We start from the raw sequence: 21,392 nt of genomic DNA, 5'->3' as shown, positions 1-21,392 counted from the left end.
CGAATGTTATTCTAACCCCATTAGCACAACCTTTCACAAAAGAATCTTGTGAATGAGGAAGAGTAACAATTGGGAATAGAAAATGAATTATACCGTTACAATCAATAATCGGGGGTAATACTTTTATAATTAATGGTTGTAACAGGCTGGTCAATAAGGCAAAGTGACGGTGAGACAATGAATATTAATGAGCAAAATCAACCAATGGATCCAAGTCAACTGACTGCTGCTAATGAATACTTCGATGAAGGTGAGCAGGGACACTACGGATCCGTTGTTTTACATAGTTAAAGCAAGAAAAATTACGGTCAATTCCATACACCCAGAACGAGGATGGCTCATTTAAGAAGATTCATATCCCCGTCGAAGGTGGTTATGCTTCGGTATTGAGCGATGGTAACGTTGTAACTACGTTTGATCCGGCAACCTTAAAGGATCCTACTAAGGACACTGATATCTATTACATTGTTTACTACAGTTTAGTTGGGCAAAAAACGGCTAACCTTTCTAACCAGCCACAAAGTATTGAGCTGGACAACTTTTATAGTGTTAGTACGTCAGGGGATGAAATGTGGCCCGCTACATTTGGTCCCATTACGCTAACTAATAATTTAAACCAGATTTTTGGTAAGAATACCTCTATTTGGGTTGAAGGAAACTACATTGATACTGGGCGAAATTCTGTTAAGATGGTTGCTCAGAAGATGGATGAAAATGGTGAACCGGTTCCAGATACCAACATTGGGACATACACGTTAACCTCTAAGGGTGCCCACCGTGGTGCTGAGGTTAGTTTTGAGTTAACTGACAGCACTTATAATGGTCCGGTTGCGCCAGCTTACGTGATCCTATCAGACAGTAATTTTGAATATATTGGTTTTGTTCGGTTCCAACCACAAATTATTCGTGGTGAGGTTTCTAACCCATCAACTGTTGGTTGGCAAGGTAAGGAACAACATGCCAAAATTTCAATTAAAAATAATCTGCCCGTGATTACCCAAAACGATAACCCATCAACTGATCTGTTTTATCAACGGACTAATCCTGAGAAGAAGATTGAAGAGAAAAAGCCATCAAATATTGATGTAAGGGACATTAAGTTCTGGGTTAACGGAAGTGCAGCTGGTGCTCAATCACTTGATGCAATCTTGAACGATGAAAAGATTGGTGTTTACCGGCTTGATCGAGGAAAGAATGAGATTATCTACCAACCAAGCGGAACGTTTGTTGGTCGTCCGCAACCAATCGAATTTATTGCTTATGGTTCAGATGGACATAGTTATCTTGGTAATTTCAGTCAGACTGTTTTAGGAATTCAGTTGCAAAACACTCATGATATCCAAGGAGTTACCCAGACTTCACAGATTACAATTATTTCTAGTCCTAATGAACCAGGAAGACCGCTCGATAGTAAGTGGCCAATTGAGTTTATTAGTAATGGTCAGGCAAGTAAGCAGCTTAGCGCAACTAAAAATGGTCAGACTGTTGGTCTATATCAAATTGACCCTAATACAGGAACGGTATCATTTGCGCCAGATAAAAACTTTATTGGTCAACCAGATAAAGTAACTATTCGGATAACGTCTGCTAGTGGCGAACAGACCAACCTTCAGTACCAGCCAACAGTTGATGCTGTTCGGCCAAGTGCGCGGATTGCGCCAACAATTGGTGAACAAGGTCAGAGTCAAACTTCTAAGGTTCGGATTACTAGTGGCAGTGATCAAGTAATGGCGCGGATTGATGCTAACCACCCGGCACGATTTATTATTAATGGTCAGGTAAGTAATGCTGAAAAGATTTCCATCTCGGGAATTGGTAGTTATATTTTGGAACCAAGTACCGGATTAGTGACCTTCTCACCTGATTTTGAATACTTTGGTAAACCAAAAGGGATTAGTATCCAAGTAACCGATGACAACAACACACCGGCAATCGCCACTTATAACGTTACTGTGTTACGTCATCAGGCTGCACAACAACCTTCACCAGCAGCTAATAGTAGTGACCAAGGGGTAATTGAAGAATCACCTGCTGGGGAAACAGTGATTCAACAGCCGGTTAGTCAACAGCAATCACAACCAGTTCAACAACCACAATCGCAGCCACAACAGACTGCACCTCAACAAAAAGTTGTTGTTCACCAGCAAACACAACCAACTACTCCGCAATCACAGGAAGTAGTAGTTCAATTAGCACCACAAGGACAATCAACGGCACCACAGCAACAACCACAATCAGTTGTTCAACAACCGCAAGCCACTGATAATCCACAGGAAGTTGTAGTCCAAGAACCAGCTTCACAAGTTACTGTTCAGCCACAACAGCCGGTTCAGCAACAATCACAACCGGTTCAACAACCACAGACTCAGCAGCAGCCGGCTCCGCAGCCACAGCCAGCGCCAGCCCAACAACCAGTTCAGAATATTGCTGAGCAGGCTCCTAATGATGCTAGCGAGTTGCCAATGCTTGATGACACCAATGCTTGGTACATGATGGCAATTGCTCTTCTTGGCGCATTATCTGAAGGACAGGAATAATAAATTAAACTTAAACAAAAAGATCATTAACGATTGAAATTTCATCGTTAGTGATCTTTTTGCTATTTCATAGCTATTGATTTATTTCTTGAGAAAATCAGGATCTTCAAACTCAGGGTTAGGATAATGATAGAATCCTTGACCTGACTCTTGGCCAACATGTCCAGCATCAATCATTGCTTTTAACTTCTGGGCAATTGTTTGGTGGATCTCATCTTTGGTAGTTTGATAAGCATTGAGTTCCATTTGGTAAGGGGTTCGTAAACCAACCATGTCCAAGATCATAAATGGACCCATTGGTGAATTAGTAGAAATCATCCAATCCTTATCAATTGTTTGCGGATCAGAAACATCATTTGCCCATAATTGCATTGCAGAAGCAAGAAGGGGCATTAAGACAGCGTTAAGAACATAGCCATGTTGTTCCTTATGAACTTCAATTGGCACCATCTTAATTTCACGAGCAAAGTCAACACTTCTTGGTAAACTGCTGGATCAGTTTGTTCAGTTCCCATAATTTCCGCAACATTAAACCGCCAAATTTTATTAGCAAAGTGCATGTGCAGGAATTTTGCTGGTCGATCAACAAACTTAACTAGCTGGCTGGGGATAAATGATGAAGAATTACTTGCAAAGATCGTTTTAGCAGGAGCAGCCTGCGAAAGTTCAGCGTAAAACTTTTCCTTGAGTTCTAATGACTCGGGAAGAGCTTCGATGACGTAATCGGCGTCCTTAACGGCTTCTGGAAGATCAGTGGTAATTGTAGTAATGTTATCTAACCCAGCCTGGAACTCTTGATCTGTTAGGTTGAGATCACGTTGATAATCTGCCTTTAACGCATTAATTCGCTTTTCAGCGGTATCAATGTGATGGTTATAAACGGTAACATTAAACCCACTAAGCGCAATTTGGTAGGCAATCTGGCTTCCTAAAACACCAGCACCCGCAACAGTAATGTTTTTAAATGACATAATTACGTGCTCCCTTCTACTTCTTAAGAAAATCCGGGTCCGCGAATTCTGGGTTAGGGTAGTGATAGAACCCTTGGCCTGATTCAAGTCCTTCGTGACCAGCATCAATCATTTCCTTAAGTCGATCAGCAATTACCTTGAAGATTTCTTGATGGCGAGATTCGTAAAGGTTAGTAACAATGTTCCAAACTGTCCGTAAACCAACGTCATCGAGCATCATAAACGGGCCAACAGGTGAACCGGTAGAGATCATCCAGTCCTTATCAACCGTCTGTGGATCGGCAACGCCCTTTACCCAAAGAGCCATTGCGCTAATTACAAATGGGATCAAGAGGGAATTAAGGACGTATCCTGGTTGTTCTTTGTGCAGTGGAATTGGTACCATCTTAATTGCGTGGGCAAAGTCAACTACTTCTTGAAAAACAGCTGGATCAGTTTGTTCAGTTCCCATAATTTCGGCAACATTACACTTCCAAATTTTATTGGCAAAGTGCATGTGCAGGAATTTTGCTGGTCGATCGACAAACTTAACTAGCTGACTAGGAACCATGGTTGAGGAGTTACCTGCAAAAATAGTCTTTTCCGGAGCAAGCTTTGATAACTGCTTGTAGAACTCTTCCTTAATTTCCAGATTCTCTGGTAAAGCTTCAATTACATAATCAGCATCTTTAACCGCTTCGGCAAGATCGGCAGTAAAGCTAAGCCGACTAAGACCAGCGTTGAATTCATCATCGCTGAGTCCCAAATCGTTTTGGTAACTTGTCTTCAGCGCACTAACCCGCTTTTTAGCAGTGTCTGGATTGCGATCATATGCTGTAACGTTGAAACCATTTAATGCCGTTTGATAAGCAATCTGGCTTCCAAGCACACCGGTTCCAGCAATTGTTACATTTTGAAATGCCATTATAATCATCCTCCTGTAACAAACCTAGTTAACAATACAACTCTATTCTGATCGTACCATAAAACCGCTTACAATGAACGCAATTACAAAAAATAGGTCACTAATATCCAAAAATTCTGGAATATTAGTGACCTAATTAAGTTTAAGATATCGGTAATTCTAGTTATTTAACCGGACTTATTAATTGGAAAGGGGTTATGATCAGTCGGTTAATTTAATGAATTACTTTTGTTCCATAACCTTTTCACCGTTAGCAGTGATTGTAAAGGTCTTGTTGGCAGCATCAGCATCGAGGACAGCAACGTTCTTGCCGTCTTTATCCTTCCGGGTAATCTTGATTGTGGTTTCGGTTGGAGTTTCAACTTCAATTGAACCATCAAGATCAAAGGCAGCAAACTTGTTCCGCCATGAGAGTAACTTCAGGAGATTTGCAACTACTGGACGTTGAACTTCCTTAGCAACTTCATCCTTGGTGTAGTAGTGACGGTTAATGTTCCGACCTTCCTTAGTCTTTTCGAGTAATTCAAGGTCGTTTGAGCCGGCAAGCAAACCAACATAGTAAACCATTGGAATACCAGGTAAACCATTGGAATACCAGGAGCAAAGACCTGGATTGCCCGGGAAAGGAGGTAGGCGTCATCGTTGTCACCTAGTGCTGAGTAGTAAGTGGAGTTGATTTGGTAAATATCAAGGTTGTGGTATTCAGCACTTGAGTACTTCCGCTTTACGTTGGCACCAACCTTGTATAATTCGTTTGATGCGTATTCGATTTCGTCATCAGTTAAGATGTCCTTAGCATCAACAACACCGATTCCATCATGAGTATCAAGAGTAGTGAATTGCTTCATTGGTGACATCTTCAACCACTTGGCAAGGCGGTTAGTCTTACCAGAGTAGAGAGTGTAAAGGGTGGTCATTGGTAATGCAAAGTCGTAAACAAAGTAACCGTGGTCAGAAATCTTTTCTGGAATAGTGTAGTGTTCATGAATTTCTGGCAAGATATCAGCCTTGTAAGGGGCAAGAATATCACGCACTTCATTTAAGAGGTCCCAAATTTCTGGTTTGACAAAGAAGTCGTTAGTGTCAACCTTCTTAACAGCGTAAGCAAAGGCATCTAAACGAATTAAGTCAGCACCGTGCTTAACCATGTCAGTAAGAGTTTGCTTGAAGAATTCTTGAGCAACCTTACTCTTAACGTTGATGTCAATTTGTTCTTCACCAAAAGTATTCCAGAGGTGTTCCTTAGAACCGTCAGCAAAGTCAATTTCTTGTTCAGGAGCCTTATCTTTCCGCTTGTAAATAAGGTCAATATCTTTTTGAGTAGGTCGACCCTTACCGGCTGCTTCCCAGAACTTTTCCCAACGAATGAAGAAATCATTGTACTTGGAATCGTCATGATTTTCCTTGAAGTCTTGGTACATTTCTGACTTCTTGGAGATGTGGTTGATCATGAAGTCAAACATTAAGTAGTAGTCTTCACCTAATGCTTCAACATCATCCCAGTCACCGAACGCAGAATCAACAACATCGTAACGGTATGGGGCAAACCCACGGTCACCAGTTGAAGGGAAGAATGGTAGTAAGTGAACACCACCAATAGCGTCACCAATGTAGTTCTTCAATACTTCATGAGTTTCCTTGATGTTCTTTCCCATTGAGTCAGAGTAGGTAATTAACATTGCTTTGTTTTAAATAGGCATAATTAAAATCCTCCTAAATAATTCTGATTAAGCTTTGTGTGCGTGACGACTTGCAAAGAAAATAATGATTCCGATTAGAATCAGGACAACACCGTAAACCGGAAATGGTGCTGCAAGGCCGAGACCACTTAATGGCTGGCCAAGCAAGTTGTTTGTCCATTGCCCGATAGTTGGTGAGAAGAATGAACCAAAGTTAAATCCGATTAAGCAAAGGGATGTTACTAATGGTTGTCGCTTAGCAGGCGCCAAGTCTGGAAGTAAGTTAAAAATTAATGGTGAAACTAATTGAAGGGGGAAACCGATTAATAACAAACCGATAACCATGACAACAAAGTTATGACCGGCAAACCCGAATAAGAAGTTTGAAAGGGCCATTAAGCCGAGGCCAAGGTAAACAGTTCCAAAGCCAAGGCGTTTATTAATTGGACCGTAGCAGATTCCACCAAGAGTTGCCCCAATCAACATTAAGGAAAGGAACATTGATGAACCGGTGTATTGTTCACCGTTGATGGCAACAGAAAGACCAGGGAACCGGTTTTCCATTCCAACGTAGTCTACAACTAGCAGAAACGCGAATAAGACAAGAAGATAAACAACGGGGCTAATCTTGGTAATATCTTGTGGCTTTTCGTTAGTTAGTTCCTCAGCGAGATCATCTTCAGCAACGCTATCGTCTTGAGCTTTACTGTCATCAGGAACCCGCATTGCAAAGAAGAAGAGGACAACGAATGCAAAGGCATAAACAAGGAATGAAGCATGCCAGCCAGCATAGTTGAGTAAGAGACCAGCAACTGCAAGGGTACATGCTTGACCAATTTGTTCGGCAGCCGCACGCCAACCAAGCATTTGCGCTCGGGTTTCGCCTTGATACCAAACAGAAATCAGGGAAATAGCTTGGGAGTTATATAACCCATAACCAGCACCCAGAATTAGTCGGGAAATCAGGATAATAGTGTAGTTACTAATAAACATTGGAACCAACCCAGCAAGTCCAACGATGGTAACACCAGCCATAATAATCTTCTTGTCAGAAATGTTGAACCATTCTTGAAGTAATGGTGAAAGGACAACGAAGATCATTACCGCAAATGAAGGAGTAGTAACCAGGTACTCCGATTGTGGCTGACTGATTCCTAATGCAGCCTTTAATTGTGGTAGTGAACCTTGAATGGCATATGCACTAGTAACCATGAAGGAAACGGATAAGAAAGCGAGTTTGGTAACCATTGAATTCTTGTTATTCATAGTTCAAATTACTCTCCAAATATTAATTTGATAAACGCTTATCATTTGCTTGTGTGAATAATATACAATGACTATTTTTAAATATCAAACGTTTATCAATTAAAATTGTAATCATTTTCATTGCTATTAAATTGGCATCTTATGAAAATAAGAATGAAAGCTTATGGGAATGCGAAATGAAACGAATGGACAGTAAAAGTGAAAAGTTGAATAAGCAGAAAAATATTTTTTGAAACCATCTTGTGTTATCTTGAGACCAAGAGAAATGGAGGGTAAGAAATGAAAAAATATGATTATATTTTAATTGGGTCTGGTCCAGCAGCCTACAAGCTATCTAATTTGTTAGCTAAAACATCCCGGAAAGTTTTAGTTGTTGATGGGGATGAATTTGGCGGGACATGCCCAAATTATGGCTGTGAGCCAAAAATTTTCCTTGAAGGGGCAACTAGAGTAGTTTTACAGAGTCAGCAACTCCAAGGAAGAGGAATCGAACAAACGGCAACAATCGATTGGCAGAAGTTAATGGCTACTAAGTTAGAACGGTTTAATTCATGGCCAGAAGAGACTAAGGCGATCATTGCTAAAAGCCATGATGTTGAGTCAGGGTATGCCCATTTCGTGGATGATAATACAATTGAAGTTAATGGTCACCAATATCAAAGCAACCGAATTGTAATTGCTACAGGGCAACGTCCTCATCGGTTAGCAATTCCTGGCGACCAATTTACGCATACTAGTAGGGATGTCCTATCACTCCCACACTTGCCGCAACATGTTACCTTTATTGGCGGCGGTTATGTTGCTATGGAATTAGCAACTGTGCTTGGTGCTGCAGGAGCTGCAGTTACGATCATTGACCATTCCGCTCGTCCATTAAAAGCTTTCCCTGCATCAAAGGTTCAAGTGGTAAAGGAAGCAATGGAAAAGCGTGGCGTCGAATTTTTAATGGATACCAGCGTTCAAGGCGTCCGTCAACAAGATGAAGGATTCATTGTTCAGACCGATCAAGGGGAAATCCCAACTGATTATGTGGTCGATACAAGTGGTCGTCAACCCAATATTGATCGGCTAGCATTAGAAGCGGCTAACATTGATATTGATCGGGGCGGCATTATTGTTAATGAACACCTGCAAACGAGTAATCCTAATGTGTACGCAATTGGTGATGTTATCAGTCGACCGCAGCCTAAGCTGACACCGGTTGCTGAATTTGAAGGAGAGTACCTCTTTAACTACCTAGAGGAGAAAACATCACTAGCAATTAAATATCCAACGATTGGAACCGCTGCGTTTACGTTCCCGGAGATTGCTGAAGCTGGTGTGAAGGAGGAAGAAGTAAGGGAAAATAGTCAATATCAGACAAAAAACCTTAATCTTAAGTATTCTAGCCTTGCAGCTGGGCAAAATGATCAAACCGGAAAGTTAACCCTAATTTTTGAGGGAGCTGTCTTAGCTGGTGTCAGTGTCGTTGGCGATCATGCAGCCGATGATGTTAATAACTTCCTCCCGATAATTGGTTTAAAGGTTACTGGTGAAGAATACCGCCAAGCAATTATCGCCATTTACCCTGCATTAGCAGATAAGGTTGCTGGAGGTTTGATTTGATTAATAAAGGAGCTTGAGAAAAAATTTTCTCAAGCCCTTACTATTACCAGTAATTCCTGGAATTACCGAGTCTAATCGCGGAAATCAAGCAGAGCCCTAGTGTCTAGTTACGAACGGAGAACGGTTCTGATCACCTCCGTTCTCGATTAGCCATACGGACTCTTAAAAAGCTTGATTCCCAGCTTCTGCTAATATTGATGATTGTATTCGTAAGTCAATTCGGGTTCTCGACCGGTTCGAGCGTATTGATTAAGGCTATCGATCGTCTTCATTTCTTCAGGAGATAGGCTAAAATCGTAAATATCCGCATTTTGCTGAATTCGCTCAGGATGAACGGACTTTGGAATAAATGAAACCCCGTTTTGTAAGTGCCAACGTAAAATGATTTGAGCAGTTGACTTACCGTGTTTTTCAGCAATTGCCTTTAATTCAGGAATATTGAGGACTGCTCCACGGCCAAGCGGACTCCATGCCTGGGTAACAATTTGGTGTTCTTCGTCATATTTAAGCAGTGGCTTTTGGGTTAAACGTGGATGAAGCTCAACTTGGTTAACAACAGGCATTTCATTAGCCTTGGTTGCTAAATATTGAAGGTGGATAATTTGAAAGTTGCTAACACCAATTGATTTAGCAAGTCCTTCCTTTTTTAATTCTTCAAAAGCACGCCAAGTATCAAAAAAGGCTCGCTGAATAGGCCAATGAACAAGTAAGAGGTCAACATAGTCCATCTGAAGTTTCTTTAAGGACTCTTTTACGGAATTAATTGCACTTTGGTATCCTTGGTTAGCCTCAGAAACCTTGGTGGTTACAAAAATATTTTCCCGGGAAATATTCAAATCTTTAAATGCCTGACCGACTTCTGCCTCATTACCGTAAAGCTGAGCGGTATCGAAAAGGCGGTAACCATCTTCATAGGCTGCGCGAACTGCGTTATTCATCGTTTTTTGATCGTCAACTTTGTAAAGACCAAATCCTTCTTGTGGCATTTGGTTACCATCAGCAAGGGTTAACATGTTTGATTGAATTTCCATTTTATCAACTCCCACTTAAGAAATCAGAGAATCATGACTTGAATTTTCTAAGATTAGCTTGTTACTAAGTTAAAAGTTTAGCTTTATTATAGACCTATCTTGGCTGGATTTGTTATTCAATGAGGTGGCAAGCTGTTAATAATTAATTTTTTTGCATTCTAGTAGTAAAAGGATTAATACAGATTATGGAGGTGGGTAATATATGAACCAAAATATGCAACCACAAATTGAACTGAATAATGGAGTAAAGATTCCTCAATTAGGACTGGGAGTTTGGAAGTCGACAATTGAGGATGCGGCAAATGCTGTTCATGCTGCCTTACGGAATGGTTATGTTTTAATTGATACTGCTAAACAGTACGGAAATGAAGCAGGTGTTGGTAAGGGAATTCAAGCTGCCATTAAGGAAGATGGTATTAAGCGTGATGACATTTTCCTAACTACTAAGATCTTTAACGGTGATCAGGGAGATTATGATCGTGTTCGACAAGCCTTTGAAGAGCAGTTAAAGGCTTTGCAGACTGATCACGTGGATCTTTTATTAGAGCACTGGCCAGTAGATGGAAAATATAACGAAACCTGGCGAGCAATGGAAGCCATTTTAAAGGATGGTCAAGCACGGGCAATTGGTGTTTCTAATTTTAATAATGAAAGGCTGACTGATTTAATGGATCATGGAACAATAATTCCGGCGGTAAATCAGATTGAATTCAACCCCCATATCCATCAACAGGAAATTGTCGACTTTGACCGTTCACACGGTATAAAGCTTGAAGCGTGGTCACCACTAGGAAGCGGAACGTTATTAAAGAACCCAGTTGTTAACAAGATTGCTGAAGCACATAATAAGAGTGCGGCTCAAGTTGAACTTCGCTGGGGATTGCAACACGGAATGATCGAACTAGCAAAGACAATCCATGAGCAACGGATGAAAGAGAACATGGAGATCTTTGATTTCGTCCTTTCTGCTGCTGAAATGAAAGAAATTGATGAGTTAGATCAAGAAAAGCATTCACTCTGGTATCACGATTTCCAGTGGAATGGTAATCCTGATGGAATCGGTGATTATGTTGCAACGCCAGATAGATGGTGAAATTTAATTGGGATAAAAGGGAACGTGACAGAAGTCATTTATGACTTCGTTTTCACGTCCCCGCGAGCGCAAATAGGGTTCCAGAGTTCGGTTATACCGGACACTGGAACCCATTTGCGTACCGCGCTGTTCGTATTTGGACTTGGTAAAAGTACTTATGTCACAGTCCCATTTTTACGGAGTTAATTTAGAATTGGTTTTGTGACGCGGGCAAGCTGATTGAGGACCTCTTCTCCGGTTTGCATCGACTGGTTCTTGTCACTGTACATGGAGATGGTATAGGAAGTACCGTTATTATTCTTAACATAACCAATACTGTTAATGATCCATTTTTCATTGCCATTTTCGAGCCAACCATTCTTCAGAGCAAAATTATCACTCGAAGCCGAGACCCCCCAAATTTGATCACTTTCAACATTACTCATTAGATTGCTGATGTATTGTTGAGAATCCGCGGATAAGAGGTTTGATTTGTAGAAAATATTATTAAGAAGCTTAATTTGATCTTTAGCCGTCGTGGTACTTAATCCCCAAGATGAATCCGCTGTTGAATTCTTCATCCCAAATTGATTAAACGTCGATTGAAGACCTTCCTGTCCGCCAAGATTATCGAATAATTCACTTGTTGAGTTATTGTCACTCGCTTCAATCATTTGTTTAGCTAATGAGCGCTGGTGTGATGATAAGGCACCATCTTGCTTAACCAAGAGACCAGCAAGAATGCTGACCTTAACCGTACTTGCCATATGGAATTTATGGTTTGGAACATTGGACGATGAGTATGTTCGGTGAGTTTTCGGTGAATAAACAGCGATAGCAACGTTATTGTTTGAGGTGAAAATGATCTTATTCCAAGCTGACTTTAAGCGGGGACTAGTTGCGGTAAAATGGTGTATTCCCCAGAAAGCGGCAAGAATGATAAGAATAAACAAGACAACTTTACGACGGTTTAACCGACGATGAGATGCACCCATAATGAAAACTCTCCTTTAATTTGATAACATTAGACAATCATACCAGTAATTGAGGGAAAAAGGAGGAATTCTCATCTAATTATTAGGAGAATTTTAATAACTAGGAAAATGTTTCATAAAAGTTATTAAAAAGTCATCCTCTTAACATCGGAATGCGATATTATTGAGTTTGATATTTTTGAGAGAGGGATAACGATAGTGTGATGAAAAAATTAAAAAGGGCGTTAATTGCGTTTCTAATTGCCATTTTAACGGTAAATGTAGTTGCTTTAGGGGTTATTAATACCGTTTCAGCGGATACAACAACGTTAAGTTTAAATGCGCGGGCGGCTTACGCAATTGATGCGGAAACAGGTCAAGTTCTATATCAAAAGAATGCCAATAAAACTTACACGGTTGCATCCTTAACTAAGGTACTAACGCTAGCTGTAATCGAACAGGATGTAAGGAACCACCACTTGAGTTGGAACCAGAAAGTTAAGATTACACCAGCCGTTGCTAAGGTTGCGAATGATTGGCATTTTTCTAATGTGCCACTGAATGCGGGTGAGAGCTACACTATTCGTCAGTTAACTGAGTCAATGATGATTGTATCAGCTGATGGAAGTGCAGAAGCCCTTGCCTTGGCGGACGCGGGGAGTACCGCAGCCTTTAATAAGAAAATGCAAGCAGTTGCCAAAAAAGCGGGCGTTACCGATGCTAAAATTTATAATATGATTGGTTTAGCGAATGGTGACTTAGGGAAAAATAGCCTCAAAAATGTCAAGAAGACGGCAGAAAACCAGTTCTCGGCTAAAGATATGGCACTTATTTCAAAGTACCTAATTGAGACGTACTCTGATTCACTCAAAATTACCAAGACTAAGATGGCTAATTTTCGGGTTAGTGCAAATCAGGAATACCAAATGATAAACATTAATTCGTTATTGCCAGAAAACGGGTTTGCTCCTAAAAACGGGACAATTGATGGACTGAAGACGGGAAATACTGATACAGCTGGTAAATGTATAATTTCAACAGGAATGTTTGCTGGTCGGCGGGTGATTGTTGTTGCCCTCCATACTAAGGGCGATTGGAACGATCAGTCTAAGGATGCTCAGAAATTCTATGAGAAATTAACTAAGATTTATCAGCCAGTTCAGCTAACTTCTTTACGACAGCTATCAAAGAATGTTCAGGACGCTCATGTTGTCCATGCCAAAGATAAACATAGTACCGGACTTGAACTAATCAAGTCGACTACGATCTGGCTTCCTAAGGGTACAACGCTTAACCAGGTTGGGGCAAAATTGAAGATAGATCAGTCAGATCGGTCAATGACTCACCAGCTAAAAGCTCCAGTTAAAAAGGGTCAACATGTCGCCTATGTTACCCTTAAACCAACGGGGATGCCCTCAATTCAACTCCCTGTTAAAGCCACTGATAATATCAAAAAGAATGGATGGTTTTAAGGGAAGAAGCTGAGTTAAGCTTCTTGAAATTAGACTATATGTATTTGGAAATCGTGAAAATGAGAAGGAAGCACTCCAGAAGTCATCAATAACTTCTGGAGTGCTTCCTTCTTTTTCTTTAGGGCTTATAAAAAACTAGTATTCTACGTGCCACTTAATTGTGTATTCCTTTTCGTCACCTGGATGAAGTGTGATATCACCGAAACCAGGATGATGGATAGCATCTGAAAGAGTTTGTGCTTCCATTGCAAGCCCTAAGTGTGGGTGAACTTCACCGTGGTTATAAACCGCTGGATCATCAGAATTCATGGTGTACATGATTAAGGCATTCCGGTCTGAGTAGAGGGTCATCTTACGGCCGCTTTCGGGATCTTCAAGGGTAGCAACTGGTTCGGTGAGACTTGGTTCGACTTCCCAAATATCATCAAACCCGTTTTCTTTAGTCGATGCCATTTCTTTGAGAGCATCACCAAGACGGGTTGGGGTGCTAAAGTCAAATGGTGTTCCTTCGTTTGCCAGTTTTTCTCCAGTTGGGATTTTGCCATCATCAACGGCTAAATGGTTTTTGGAATTGACATAGAGTTTTAATTGATCAACTGTCTTGGCACTTGCCTTAGCCATATTCCAATAAGTGTGGTTAGTTGGGTTAAACAAAGTATCCGCATCAGATGTAGCACCAAACTTCAAGGTCAGGTTATCGTCATTATCTAGTGTATAGGTTGCGGTGACATGGATTTTTCCAGGGAAAGTATCCATATCTTCAGTAAGGGTGAGACTTAAGGTAATGGATGCTTCATTATCAGTGACGTTAGTAGAATCAACATCCCAAATATAGCTGTAAAAACCATTTGTCCCACCATGAAGCGTGTTCTTCCCTTCATTTTGTTCAAGTTGGTATTCCTTACCATTAATTTCAAAGTGACCATCAGCAATTCTTCCCGCAACCCGGCCAATTAAACGGTTAGTGCAAAAACCATTGTTAGTAAATTCATCAAGGTTTTCACTGGTTAAGATCATATCGGCCTTGCCGCCATTCTTTGTTGGCACCTTAAATGATTGTAATAGCCCAGCAAAGTCTAAGATTCCCGCTTGAACACCGTGATCATTTGTCAAAATATACTTTGTAACTGGCTTATCTTGGTAAGTTCCAAATGGTACTTTAGTAATATTCATAATTTCATTTGCCTCCTTGAAGTAAGCGCTTCAATATTTACAAGTACCATTTTACCACATATGAATAAGGAGATGGTGCAAACGTTTGCGCTATCTCCTTATAAACTATTATTTTGTTATTAATACATTATTACCCTGCAAGCTATTCCGAAAATCATCATAATCGACAGCTACTTGTTTAGCATAGGCGTTTGTCCAGTCGACGAGGCCGTCATCTAATATTTTCTGTCCCCTTAGGTAACCACGAACCATTGGGGCGGTTGGACTTTGAAAGTGGGCCATTGCTAACAGTGAACTACAGATTTGGCAGTAGAGGTTAAAACTTTCGTAATCAAGCTTGCTGACATTGATTGATTCTTTCATATCACGGAATTGGCGAACATAGTAACTTCGGCCGCCAAATGATGTGCTACCAAGAAATGGATCAGAAGAAGCTTGAAGAGTTCGTTGCGCGGTCACGATTCTTCGGCCTGCCAGCACACCATTTTTGATTGCTTTTGCAGTCGGTAAACGGAGTAAGTTATAGCGCAGGGGCATCGCTTCCTTAATCTGGAGAACTAGGTGGCTACCTTCATTACCAGTGAGGAGGAGCAGGTAGCAGCGAGTCCCAAAACTACCAACGCCAACGCTGTAGCGAATAATATCGGTAATACTAAAATTACCAAGAAAGATGCGGATATCTTGGCGCACATTATTCCGATAATGATTAAAGCCCTGAAGAATTTCTGCGTACTTCTCTGCATTGAGATGTTTAGCGCGCGGAGCATTTTCGCTAAACCTTAATTGGCCGTTTTCGTCAAGTTTCGTCATCTTCTTAACAATTTGCTCAGAGTTGCTCCGACTACTTTTCTTGATAATCTTATTGAGGATTTCGTTCATTTGACTTGTACTACTATGCAAAGTATCAATTGCAGTGATCATATCATGAATTTCGTATGAAGAGTATAGCCGTTGAAAGAGACTCAGCTTATTATTGTGCTTTATACTATGACGGTAGGTTTTAGTAATTAGGTGGAGGACGGCATTCAAATGGTGGTTACTAAAACCGTTTTCTTCACCAGCTAAGCGAGCGCTAACCAGAAGACGTTTAAGATCACTTTCCCAATTGCCTATCCGGGATTCATCAAAATCATTCAGGCCAAAGATTAATTGGCGCTCTGGAGAAGCATAGAAGCCATAATTATTGACGTGGGCATCTCCACAAATAATTAACGGAATGTGGCTTTGGTACTGATCCTTAAGATCTTGTTCCATTAGTTCTGCTGTTCCGCGAAAGAAAGCAAACTTACTAGCCAGCATTCGTTCATGACGAAGTGGCAGCAGTTCCTGAACCATTTTAGATTCTGTTTTCTTAATCGCGGCAACAGGATCTCGGTGGACGGGAATAAATTCGGCCAATTGTTCGCTACTTACCTTAGCTCGCTTTTCTTTTCCTGCCTCTTCTAACTCTTTTGCCGTTCGATTAATTTTGATTTTTTTGAGATCAAAAATATCTAATTTACCAGAATCAATCATTTTGGTTACTCCTTTTAATATTTCACGTTTTCTTAATTATTGTAGTAGTTTTGTCTTGATTGTCTAGAATATTTGTTTTCATTTAGTCATTCTGTCACAATGGAGATAAAGGAAACATAAGGGATTAAATAGGGGTTCTGGGATTTCTGGAGAAACGCTAAAGAATTAGATTAACCCCGTTTTAAAAGAAGGAGTGATGATGGTGTTAATTGCTGTTGAAAATAATGTTGCTCAGCATCTCCACGCCAATACAAGGCTAGCTGATGAACAACGGTTGATGCGCACTGATGCCTGGTCGATTAGGGTAACCGGCGATTTTATGATTGTAATGAATAACCTTCTATCGTTACCGGTAATTGTCCGTCATCCTCAGCAATTTAGTGACCCGCGGGCTTTTACCGCAACGTTTAAGCGTGAGCTAATCCGCTTATTAGAAGTTCTTCCGGTACCACGGGTTAAAATTCGGATGATTCGTGATGCCCAATTAAAACAGGTTGAATTTGTTCGGCCGGTTGTTCCTGCACTCCAACAGCGGTTGCAGATTTTTCAAAACCTGTTAACGCGACCTGATATTGTGCAGTGGGATGACGATCCTAGTAACCCAGCAATTTCACTCGCGTTGATGAAAAATTTAAAGCTGCAGGATGTCAAAACAAACGAGGTTCAGACAGCAACGGAACTTTTTGAGAATTACGTAATTAATAATTTTGCTGTTCCCGCACATCCTACGCTTAATGAGCATAATCGGCGATATCTTTACCATTCTGAATCGCTCAATGATGTTATGAATGAGTCAGAAGTTAGCGAGGAGATTATTCGGGATTACCGTTCTTCTCTGGAACAAGTTGGGAAGAGTGATCAAATTATTGATCGGGATACTGATTACGCAACGGATTACCTATCTTATCTTGCAGAAGGTGGGAAGACAATTCTGGACGATATTTCGACAATTTATTATTACGTTTATGATTATGGCAAACGCAATAGTGAACGATTAACTACTTCAAAGTACCGGGGGATGGGAACCGCCTTTCGGGAATTTGGTCGGTTTCTTAAACGACAGGATCTGTTTGCTGATGCTGACTTTGACCAGTTTAGTCAGGCATTAAACCAGGCAATTGATAACGCAACGCCCGCTAAGGAAGGTTACCGGTTAGAAAGAATGCTGCATAGCGCAGAATCCGAACTTGCCCGGCGTCGTTCTTCATTAAAACATGCCCACCGTTACCGTAAACTTGAATATCAAATAAAAGTTGAATTAGCAGATTACCAGCCGAGCATGTGGCGACGACTTCAGTTTAGTGGCGAAACCCGTCTTGATGATCTTTGTTACTTCATTATGGCTAGTTTTGGTGCAACCGGCTCACACCTGTATAACCTTCAATTAAACAAGAAAAATTACCAATTACCGTACCTTGATGGCGGAGAGAATATTACGCTCCATTGGTTAGGGGAGGCTCATCAGGGAGATCAGTTAATACTCGAATATGATTTTGGTAATTCTTGGCAATTCAACATTCTAATTGAGAAAACGACGCCAATTAGACGTTATCGACTAAGTCCGACTGAACCAAAAGTCTTAGATGGCAATGGCAAGGGGATCGTAGATGATATTGGCGGAACAGCTGGTTTAGAACTAGCTGCTCAGGATGATCAGACAATCAATAGTGGCTTAAATGTTAACCAGTTGCAAAAACAATGGTCTGCTTTAACGGCAGAAATTGCTAAACAGTATCAATGATTTTATTGTTTGTTAATTCACAAATATTCAAAAAAGACTACAATAGTTTACAGAAAGCTAATTAAAAGAGGTCTTGAAGATGAGTAATCAAGTTGAAATTCCAAAAACAATGCGTGCCTGGGAAGTAACAACGCCTGGTCCAATTGATGGCGAAAATGCTCCACTAAAGCTTGTTACCAAGCCGGTTCCACAACCACAACGCGGAGAGGTTTTAGTAAAGGTCCTTACTTGTGGTGTTTGCCATACCGATTTACATGTGGCAGAAGGCGATTTGCCGGTTCATCGTGAGCACGTTACTCCAGGACATGAAATTGTTGGTAAGGTAGTTGCTTTTGGGCCAGAAACACAACGATTTGAATTAGGAGAGCGAATTGGGATTCCATGGTTCCGGCATGCATGTGGCGTTTGTAAATTCTGCCGTTCCGGTCATGAAAACCTCTGCCCGCATTCAGTTTATACCGGCTGGGACCATGATGGTGGCTATGCTGAGTATATTACCGTACCAGAAGGGTTTGCTTACCGGATTCCTGAGAAGTTTAATGACCTCGAAGCAGCGCCACTATTATGTGCGGGGATAATTGGCTACCGGGCTTATGAACGGGCAAATGTTCCTGCAGGTGGTCGCCTCGGTTTGTATGGATTTGGTGGCTCCGCACATATAACAGCGCAAATTGCATTAGCTCAGGGAGTAGAAGTTCACGTCTTTACTCGGGGGGCTGATGCACGAAAGTTTGCTCTTCAGCTTGGCTGTGTTTCTGCTAAGGGGGCATATGATCTTTCGGATGTCCCGTTAGATTCGTCAATTATTTTTGCTCCAGTTGGCGATATCGTTTTGCCAGCATTGGAGAGTTTAATTCCCGGAGGAACGTTGGCAATGGCAGGGATCCACATGTCGGATATTCCAACACTGAACTACCAAAAACACCTCTTCCATGAAAAGACGCTAACGAGTGTTGAAAGTAATACTCGCCGTGATGGAGAAGAATTCTTAACATTAGCCGATCGTCTTAATATTCATCCAGAAGTTACCGAATACCCGCTTGAAAAGGCGCTTGATGCACTAAAATACGTTAAACGTGGTGATATTAAAGGCGCTTGTGTGCTAAGAATAAGTCATGAGTAAAAATTAAGGAGGAAGCAAAATGCAATATCCGCAACTAAAACTTGGGGCTGTGAAGGGGCCGCAAGCAACAATCAAAACAAACCTTGGTGAAATTAAAGTTCAGCTATTTAAGGAGCAGGCACCCAAGACCGTTGATAACTTTGTTCAATTGGCAGAAAAGGGTTACTACGATGGGGTGATCTTTCACCGGGTAATTCCTGATTTTATGATTCAGGGTGGCGATCCAACCGGAACTGGTCGTGGTGGTAAGAGTATTTATGGAAAAGCTTTTGAGGACGAATTCTCCGATGAATTGTTCAACTTTAACGGAGCGGTTTCAATGGCTAATGCTGGTCCTAACACTAATGGCAGTCAGTTTTTCATTGTTTCTAACGAACATGTTCCGGCTAATATGATTGAACAAATGAAAGCAGTTGGCTATCCACAAGAAATTATCGATCATTACGCAGAGGTGGGTGGCACCCCATGGCTGGATCACCGTCATACCGTATTTGGCCAAGTAATTACCGGGATGGATGTAGTAAAAAAGATCAGCCAAGCTAAGCGTGATAGGATGGATAAGCCGAAAAAGGACGTTATCATGGAAAAGGTAACGATTGATAATGAAAACTAATGCTAAAATCGGGTTGTTCTGTCTAATAACTTTGTGATTTTAATCTTATATAGCAAAAAATTCTAGTTATTTCATTGAGGATTTAACTAGAATTTTTTGTTTGGTTTGCTTGTGAAATTTATTCAACGATTGATGATGGACTCAATGATTATCAGTGATTAAGAAGACACTATAAGTGAATTTTATAACATATTGAATGTTTGACTATGGATATTATACCGCGTTAGGATAGTAGTGTAATTAATGTGTATTTTTTCACAAACAGACGATTTATTTAGACAATGGAGGCTTTTACAATGACAAAATACCGTACTGAAGAAGATACTCTTGGTCCAGTTCAAATTCCTGCAGATGCATTATGGGGACCACAAACAGAACGGAGTCGGAACAACTTCCCAACTGGTCAGTATATGCCATTAGCCATTATTCGTGCTTTGCTGAACATTAAGAAGGCAGCTGCCCAAGCAAACATGGAAACAAAGGCTATTTCTGAAGAAAAGGGTAACTTGATTGTTCAATCAATTGATGAACTCTTAGCTTTGAGCGATGAAGAATTACGTAAAGACTTCCCATTGAAGGTTTACCAAACCGGTTCTGGTACACAAACCAACATGAACACCAATGAAGTTGTTGCTCATAAGGCACACCAACTTAACCCTGACATCGAAATCCTACCAAACGATGATGTTAACAAGGGGCAAAGTTCTAACGATACCTTCCCAACAGCAATGAATGTTGTTGCTTTGGAAGCTCTTGATAAGTTGAAGCCAGCTGTTCAACACTTGATTGATGAATTGAAGGCTAAGCAAGAAAAGTACATGCACACCGTTAAGGTTGGTCGGACTCACTTGCAAGATGCCGTGCCGTTGACTTTCGGCCAAGAATTATCCGGTTATGTGGCTTCTCTTGAACATGATCTTGACTACATTAAGACCCTTGAACCAACCTTAAATGAATTGGCAATTGGTGGAACTGCAGTTGGTACTGGATTAAACGCTGCTGAAGGGATGCCAGAGAAGATTGCTGAAAAGCTTAGCGAAGTATACGGCTTAAACTTAACAGCTGATTCAAACAAGTTCTACGGCTTAGCTAACCACTCAGGATTAGATGTTGTCCACGGCGCATTGAAGAGTTTAGCTGCCGATATGTTCAAGATTGCTCAAGATATTCGTTTCTTGGGTTCTGGTCCACGTGCTGGTTATGGTGAATTAAACATCCCAGCTAACGAACCTGGTTCATCAATTATGCCTGGTAAGGTTAACCCAACCCAAGCTGAAGCCGTAACGATGGCTGCTTTACGGGTATTCGGTAATGATACTGTTGTAACAATGGCATCATCACAGGGTAACTTTGAAATGAACGTTTACAAGCCAGTATTGATTGATGCATTCCTTGAATCAGCCGACTTGATGACTGGGACAATCATGGGCTTTGCAGACAAGATGATCCATGGCATGACCGTTAATGAAGAACGGATGGCAGAATTAGTTGATAACTCACTGATGACTGTTACGGCATTATCACCACATATTGGTTACCACGACAGCGCTAAGATTGCTCAAGCTGCTGATAAGGCAGGAAGCACTTTGAAGGAAGCTGCTTTGAAGTCTGGTAAGGTAACTGAAGAACAATACGACGAATGGATGGACATGCTTAAGATGACCAACGTTGATCGTAAGGACTAGAGTTAAAGCTAACTAATATTGAAAGGAAGAA

The 21,392-nt window shown here is 41.0% G+C and carries 14 protein-coding genes and 2 pseudogenes; 8 read left to right on the top strand and 8 right to left on the bottom strand.

Features of this window, described 5'->3' with window-relative positions; genetic code table 11:
• Positions 1-386: 386 nt before the first annotated feature.
• Positions 387-2,537, top strand: a complete 2,151-nt coding sequence (locus tag HUK49_RS01050) for a hypothetical protein (RefSeq protein WP_191912323.1) — start codon at positions 387-389, stop codon at positions 2,535-2,537.
• 81 nt (positions 2,538-2,618) lie between these two features.
• On the opposite strand, the pseudogene HUK49_RS01045 reads toward HUK49_RS01050, so the two are convergent.
• The 4 genes and pseudogenes from HUK49_RS01045 to HUK49_RS01030 form a co-directional block, all read right to left on the bottom strand.
• Positions 2,619-3,508: pseudogene (locus HUK49_RS01045) on the bottom strand (3-hydroxyacyl-CoA dehydrogenase).
• A gap of 16 nt (positions 3,509-3,524) precedes the next feature.
• Positions 3,525-4,412, bottom strand: a complete 888-nt coding sequence (locus HUK49_RS01040) for a 3-hydroxyacyl-CoA dehydrogenase (RefSeq protein WP_191912322.1) — start codon at positions 4,410-4,412, stop codon at positions 3,525-3,527.
• 222 nt (positions 4,413-4,634) lie between these two features.
• Positions 4,635-6,091, bottom strand: a pseudogene (gene gtfA / locus HUK49_RS01035) (sucrose phosphorylase).
• 48 nt (positions 6,092-6,139) lie between these two features.
• Entirely contained in the window at positions 6,140-7,357 is a 1,218-nt protein-coding gene (locus tag HUK49_RS01030) for an MFS transporter (protein ID WP_102168198.1), read from the bottom strand.
• Between the two features lie 279 nt (positions 7,358-7,636).
• Here HUK49_RS01030 and HUK49_RS01025 point away from each other — a divergent pair, with 279 nt between their 5' ends.
• Positions 7,637-8,962, top strand: coding sequence for a dihydrolipoyl dehydrogenase family protein (locus HUK49_RS01025; RefSeq protein ID WP_191912321.1), 1,326 nt, complete (start codon positions 7,637-7,639; stop codon positions 8,960-8,962).
• A gap of 188 nt (positions 8,963-9,150) precedes the next feature.
• On the opposite strand, the gene HUK49_RS01020 is transcribed toward HUK49_RS01025, so the two are convergent.
• On the bottom strand, positions 9,151-9,993 hold the full coding sequence (locus HUK49_RS01020; RefSeq protein ID WP_191912320.1) for an aldo/keto reductase: 843 nt from the start codon (positions 9,991-9,993) through the stop codon (positions 9,151-9,153).
• 202 nt (positions 9,994-10,195) lie between these two features.
• On the opposite strand from HUK49_RS01020, the gene HUK49_RS01015 reads away from it, so the two are divergent.
• Complete coding sequence (locus HUK49_RS01015; protein WP_102168195.1) at positions 10,196-11,086, top strand: aldo/keto reductase; 891 nt, start codon at positions 10,196-10,198, stop codon at positions 11,084-11,086.
• A gap of 182 nt (positions 11,087-11,268) precedes the next feature.
• Here HUK49_RS01015 and HUK49_RS01010 read toward each other — a convergent pair whose 3' ends face one another.
• Positions 11,269-12,060, bottom strand: a complete 792-nt coding sequence (locus tag HUK49_RS01010) for a serine hydrolase (protein WP_191912319.1) — start codon at positions 12,058-12,060, stop codon at positions 11,269-11,271.
• Between the two features lie 203 nt (positions 12,061-12,263).
• On the opposite strand from HUK49_RS01010, the gene HUK49_RS01005 reads away from it, so the two are divergent.
• Positions 12,264-13,511, top strand: coding sequence for a D-alanyl-D-alanine carboxypeptidase family protein (locus HUK49_RS01005; RefSeq protein WP_191912366.1), 1,248 nt, complete (start codon positions 12,264-12,266; stop codon positions 13,509-13,511).
• Positions 13,512-13,646: 135 nt separating this feature from the next.
• On the opposite strand, the gene HUK49_RS01000 is transcribed toward HUK49_RS01005, so the two are convergent.
• Together HUK49_RS01000 and HUK49_RS00995 are read right to left on the bottom strand one after the other, a co-directional pair.
• Complete coding sequence (locus tag HUK49_RS01000; protein ID WP_191912318.1) at positions 13,647-14,684, bottom strand: aldose epimerase family protein; 1,038 nt, start codon at positions 14,682-14,684, stop codon at positions 13,647-13,649.
• Positions 14,685-14,792: 108 nt separating this feature from the next.
• On the bottom strand, positions 14,793-16,199 hold the full coding sequence (locus HUK49_RS00995; RefSeq protein WP_191912317.1) for a DUF2252 domain-containing protein: 1,407 nt from the start codon (positions 16,197-16,199) through the stop codon (positions 14,793-14,795).
• Positions 16,200-16,395: 196 nt separating this feature from the next.
• On the opposite strand from HUK49_RS00995, the gene HUK49_RS00990 reads away from it, so the two are divergent.
• The 4 genes from HUK49_RS00990 to HUK49_RS00975 all read left to right on the top strand — a co-directional run bounded on the left by HUK49_RS00990 (position 16,396) and on the right by HUK49_RS00975 (position 21,361).
• Positions 16,396-17,940 carry a plasmid pRiA4b ORF-3 family protein gene (locus HUK49_RS00990; RefSeq protein ID WP_191912316.1) on the top strand — a complete coding sequence of 515 codons (1,545 nt, stop codon included), beginning with the start codon at positions 16,396-16,398 and terminating at the stop codon, positions 17,938-17,940.
• A gap of 79 nt (positions 17,941-18,019) precedes the next feature.
• Complete coding sequence (locus tag HUK49_RS00985) at positions 18,020-19,063, top strand: zinc-dependent alcohol dehydrogenase family protein (RefSeq protein WP_191912315.1); 1,044 nt, start codon at positions 18,020-18,022, stop codon at positions 19,061-19,063.
• Between the two features lie 19 nt (positions 19,064-19,082).
• Positions 19,083-19,676, top strand: coding sequence for a peptidylprolyl isomerase (locus HUK49_RS00980; protein WP_102168190.1), 594 nt, complete (start codon positions 19,083-19,085; stop codon positions 19,674-19,676).
• Positions 19,677-19,972: 296 nt separating this feature from the next.
• The gene (locus HUK49_RS00975; protein ID WP_191912314.1) at positions 19,973-21,361 is read left to right on the top strand and encodes a class II fumarate hydratase; all 1,389 of its coding nucleotides are present in this window, start codon (positions 19,973-19,975) and stop codon (positions 21,359-21,361) included.
• Positions 21,362-21,392: the final 31 nt, after the last annotated feature.

The sequence above is a fragment of the Limosilactobacillus portuensis genome (assembly GCF_014838735.1).
GTDB classification, from domain to species: Bacteria; Bacillota; Bacilli; order Lactobacillales; family Lactobacillaceae; genus Limosilactobacillus; species Limosilactobacillus portuensis.
This window is presented reverse-complemented; position numbering and strand designations above follow the sequence as displayed.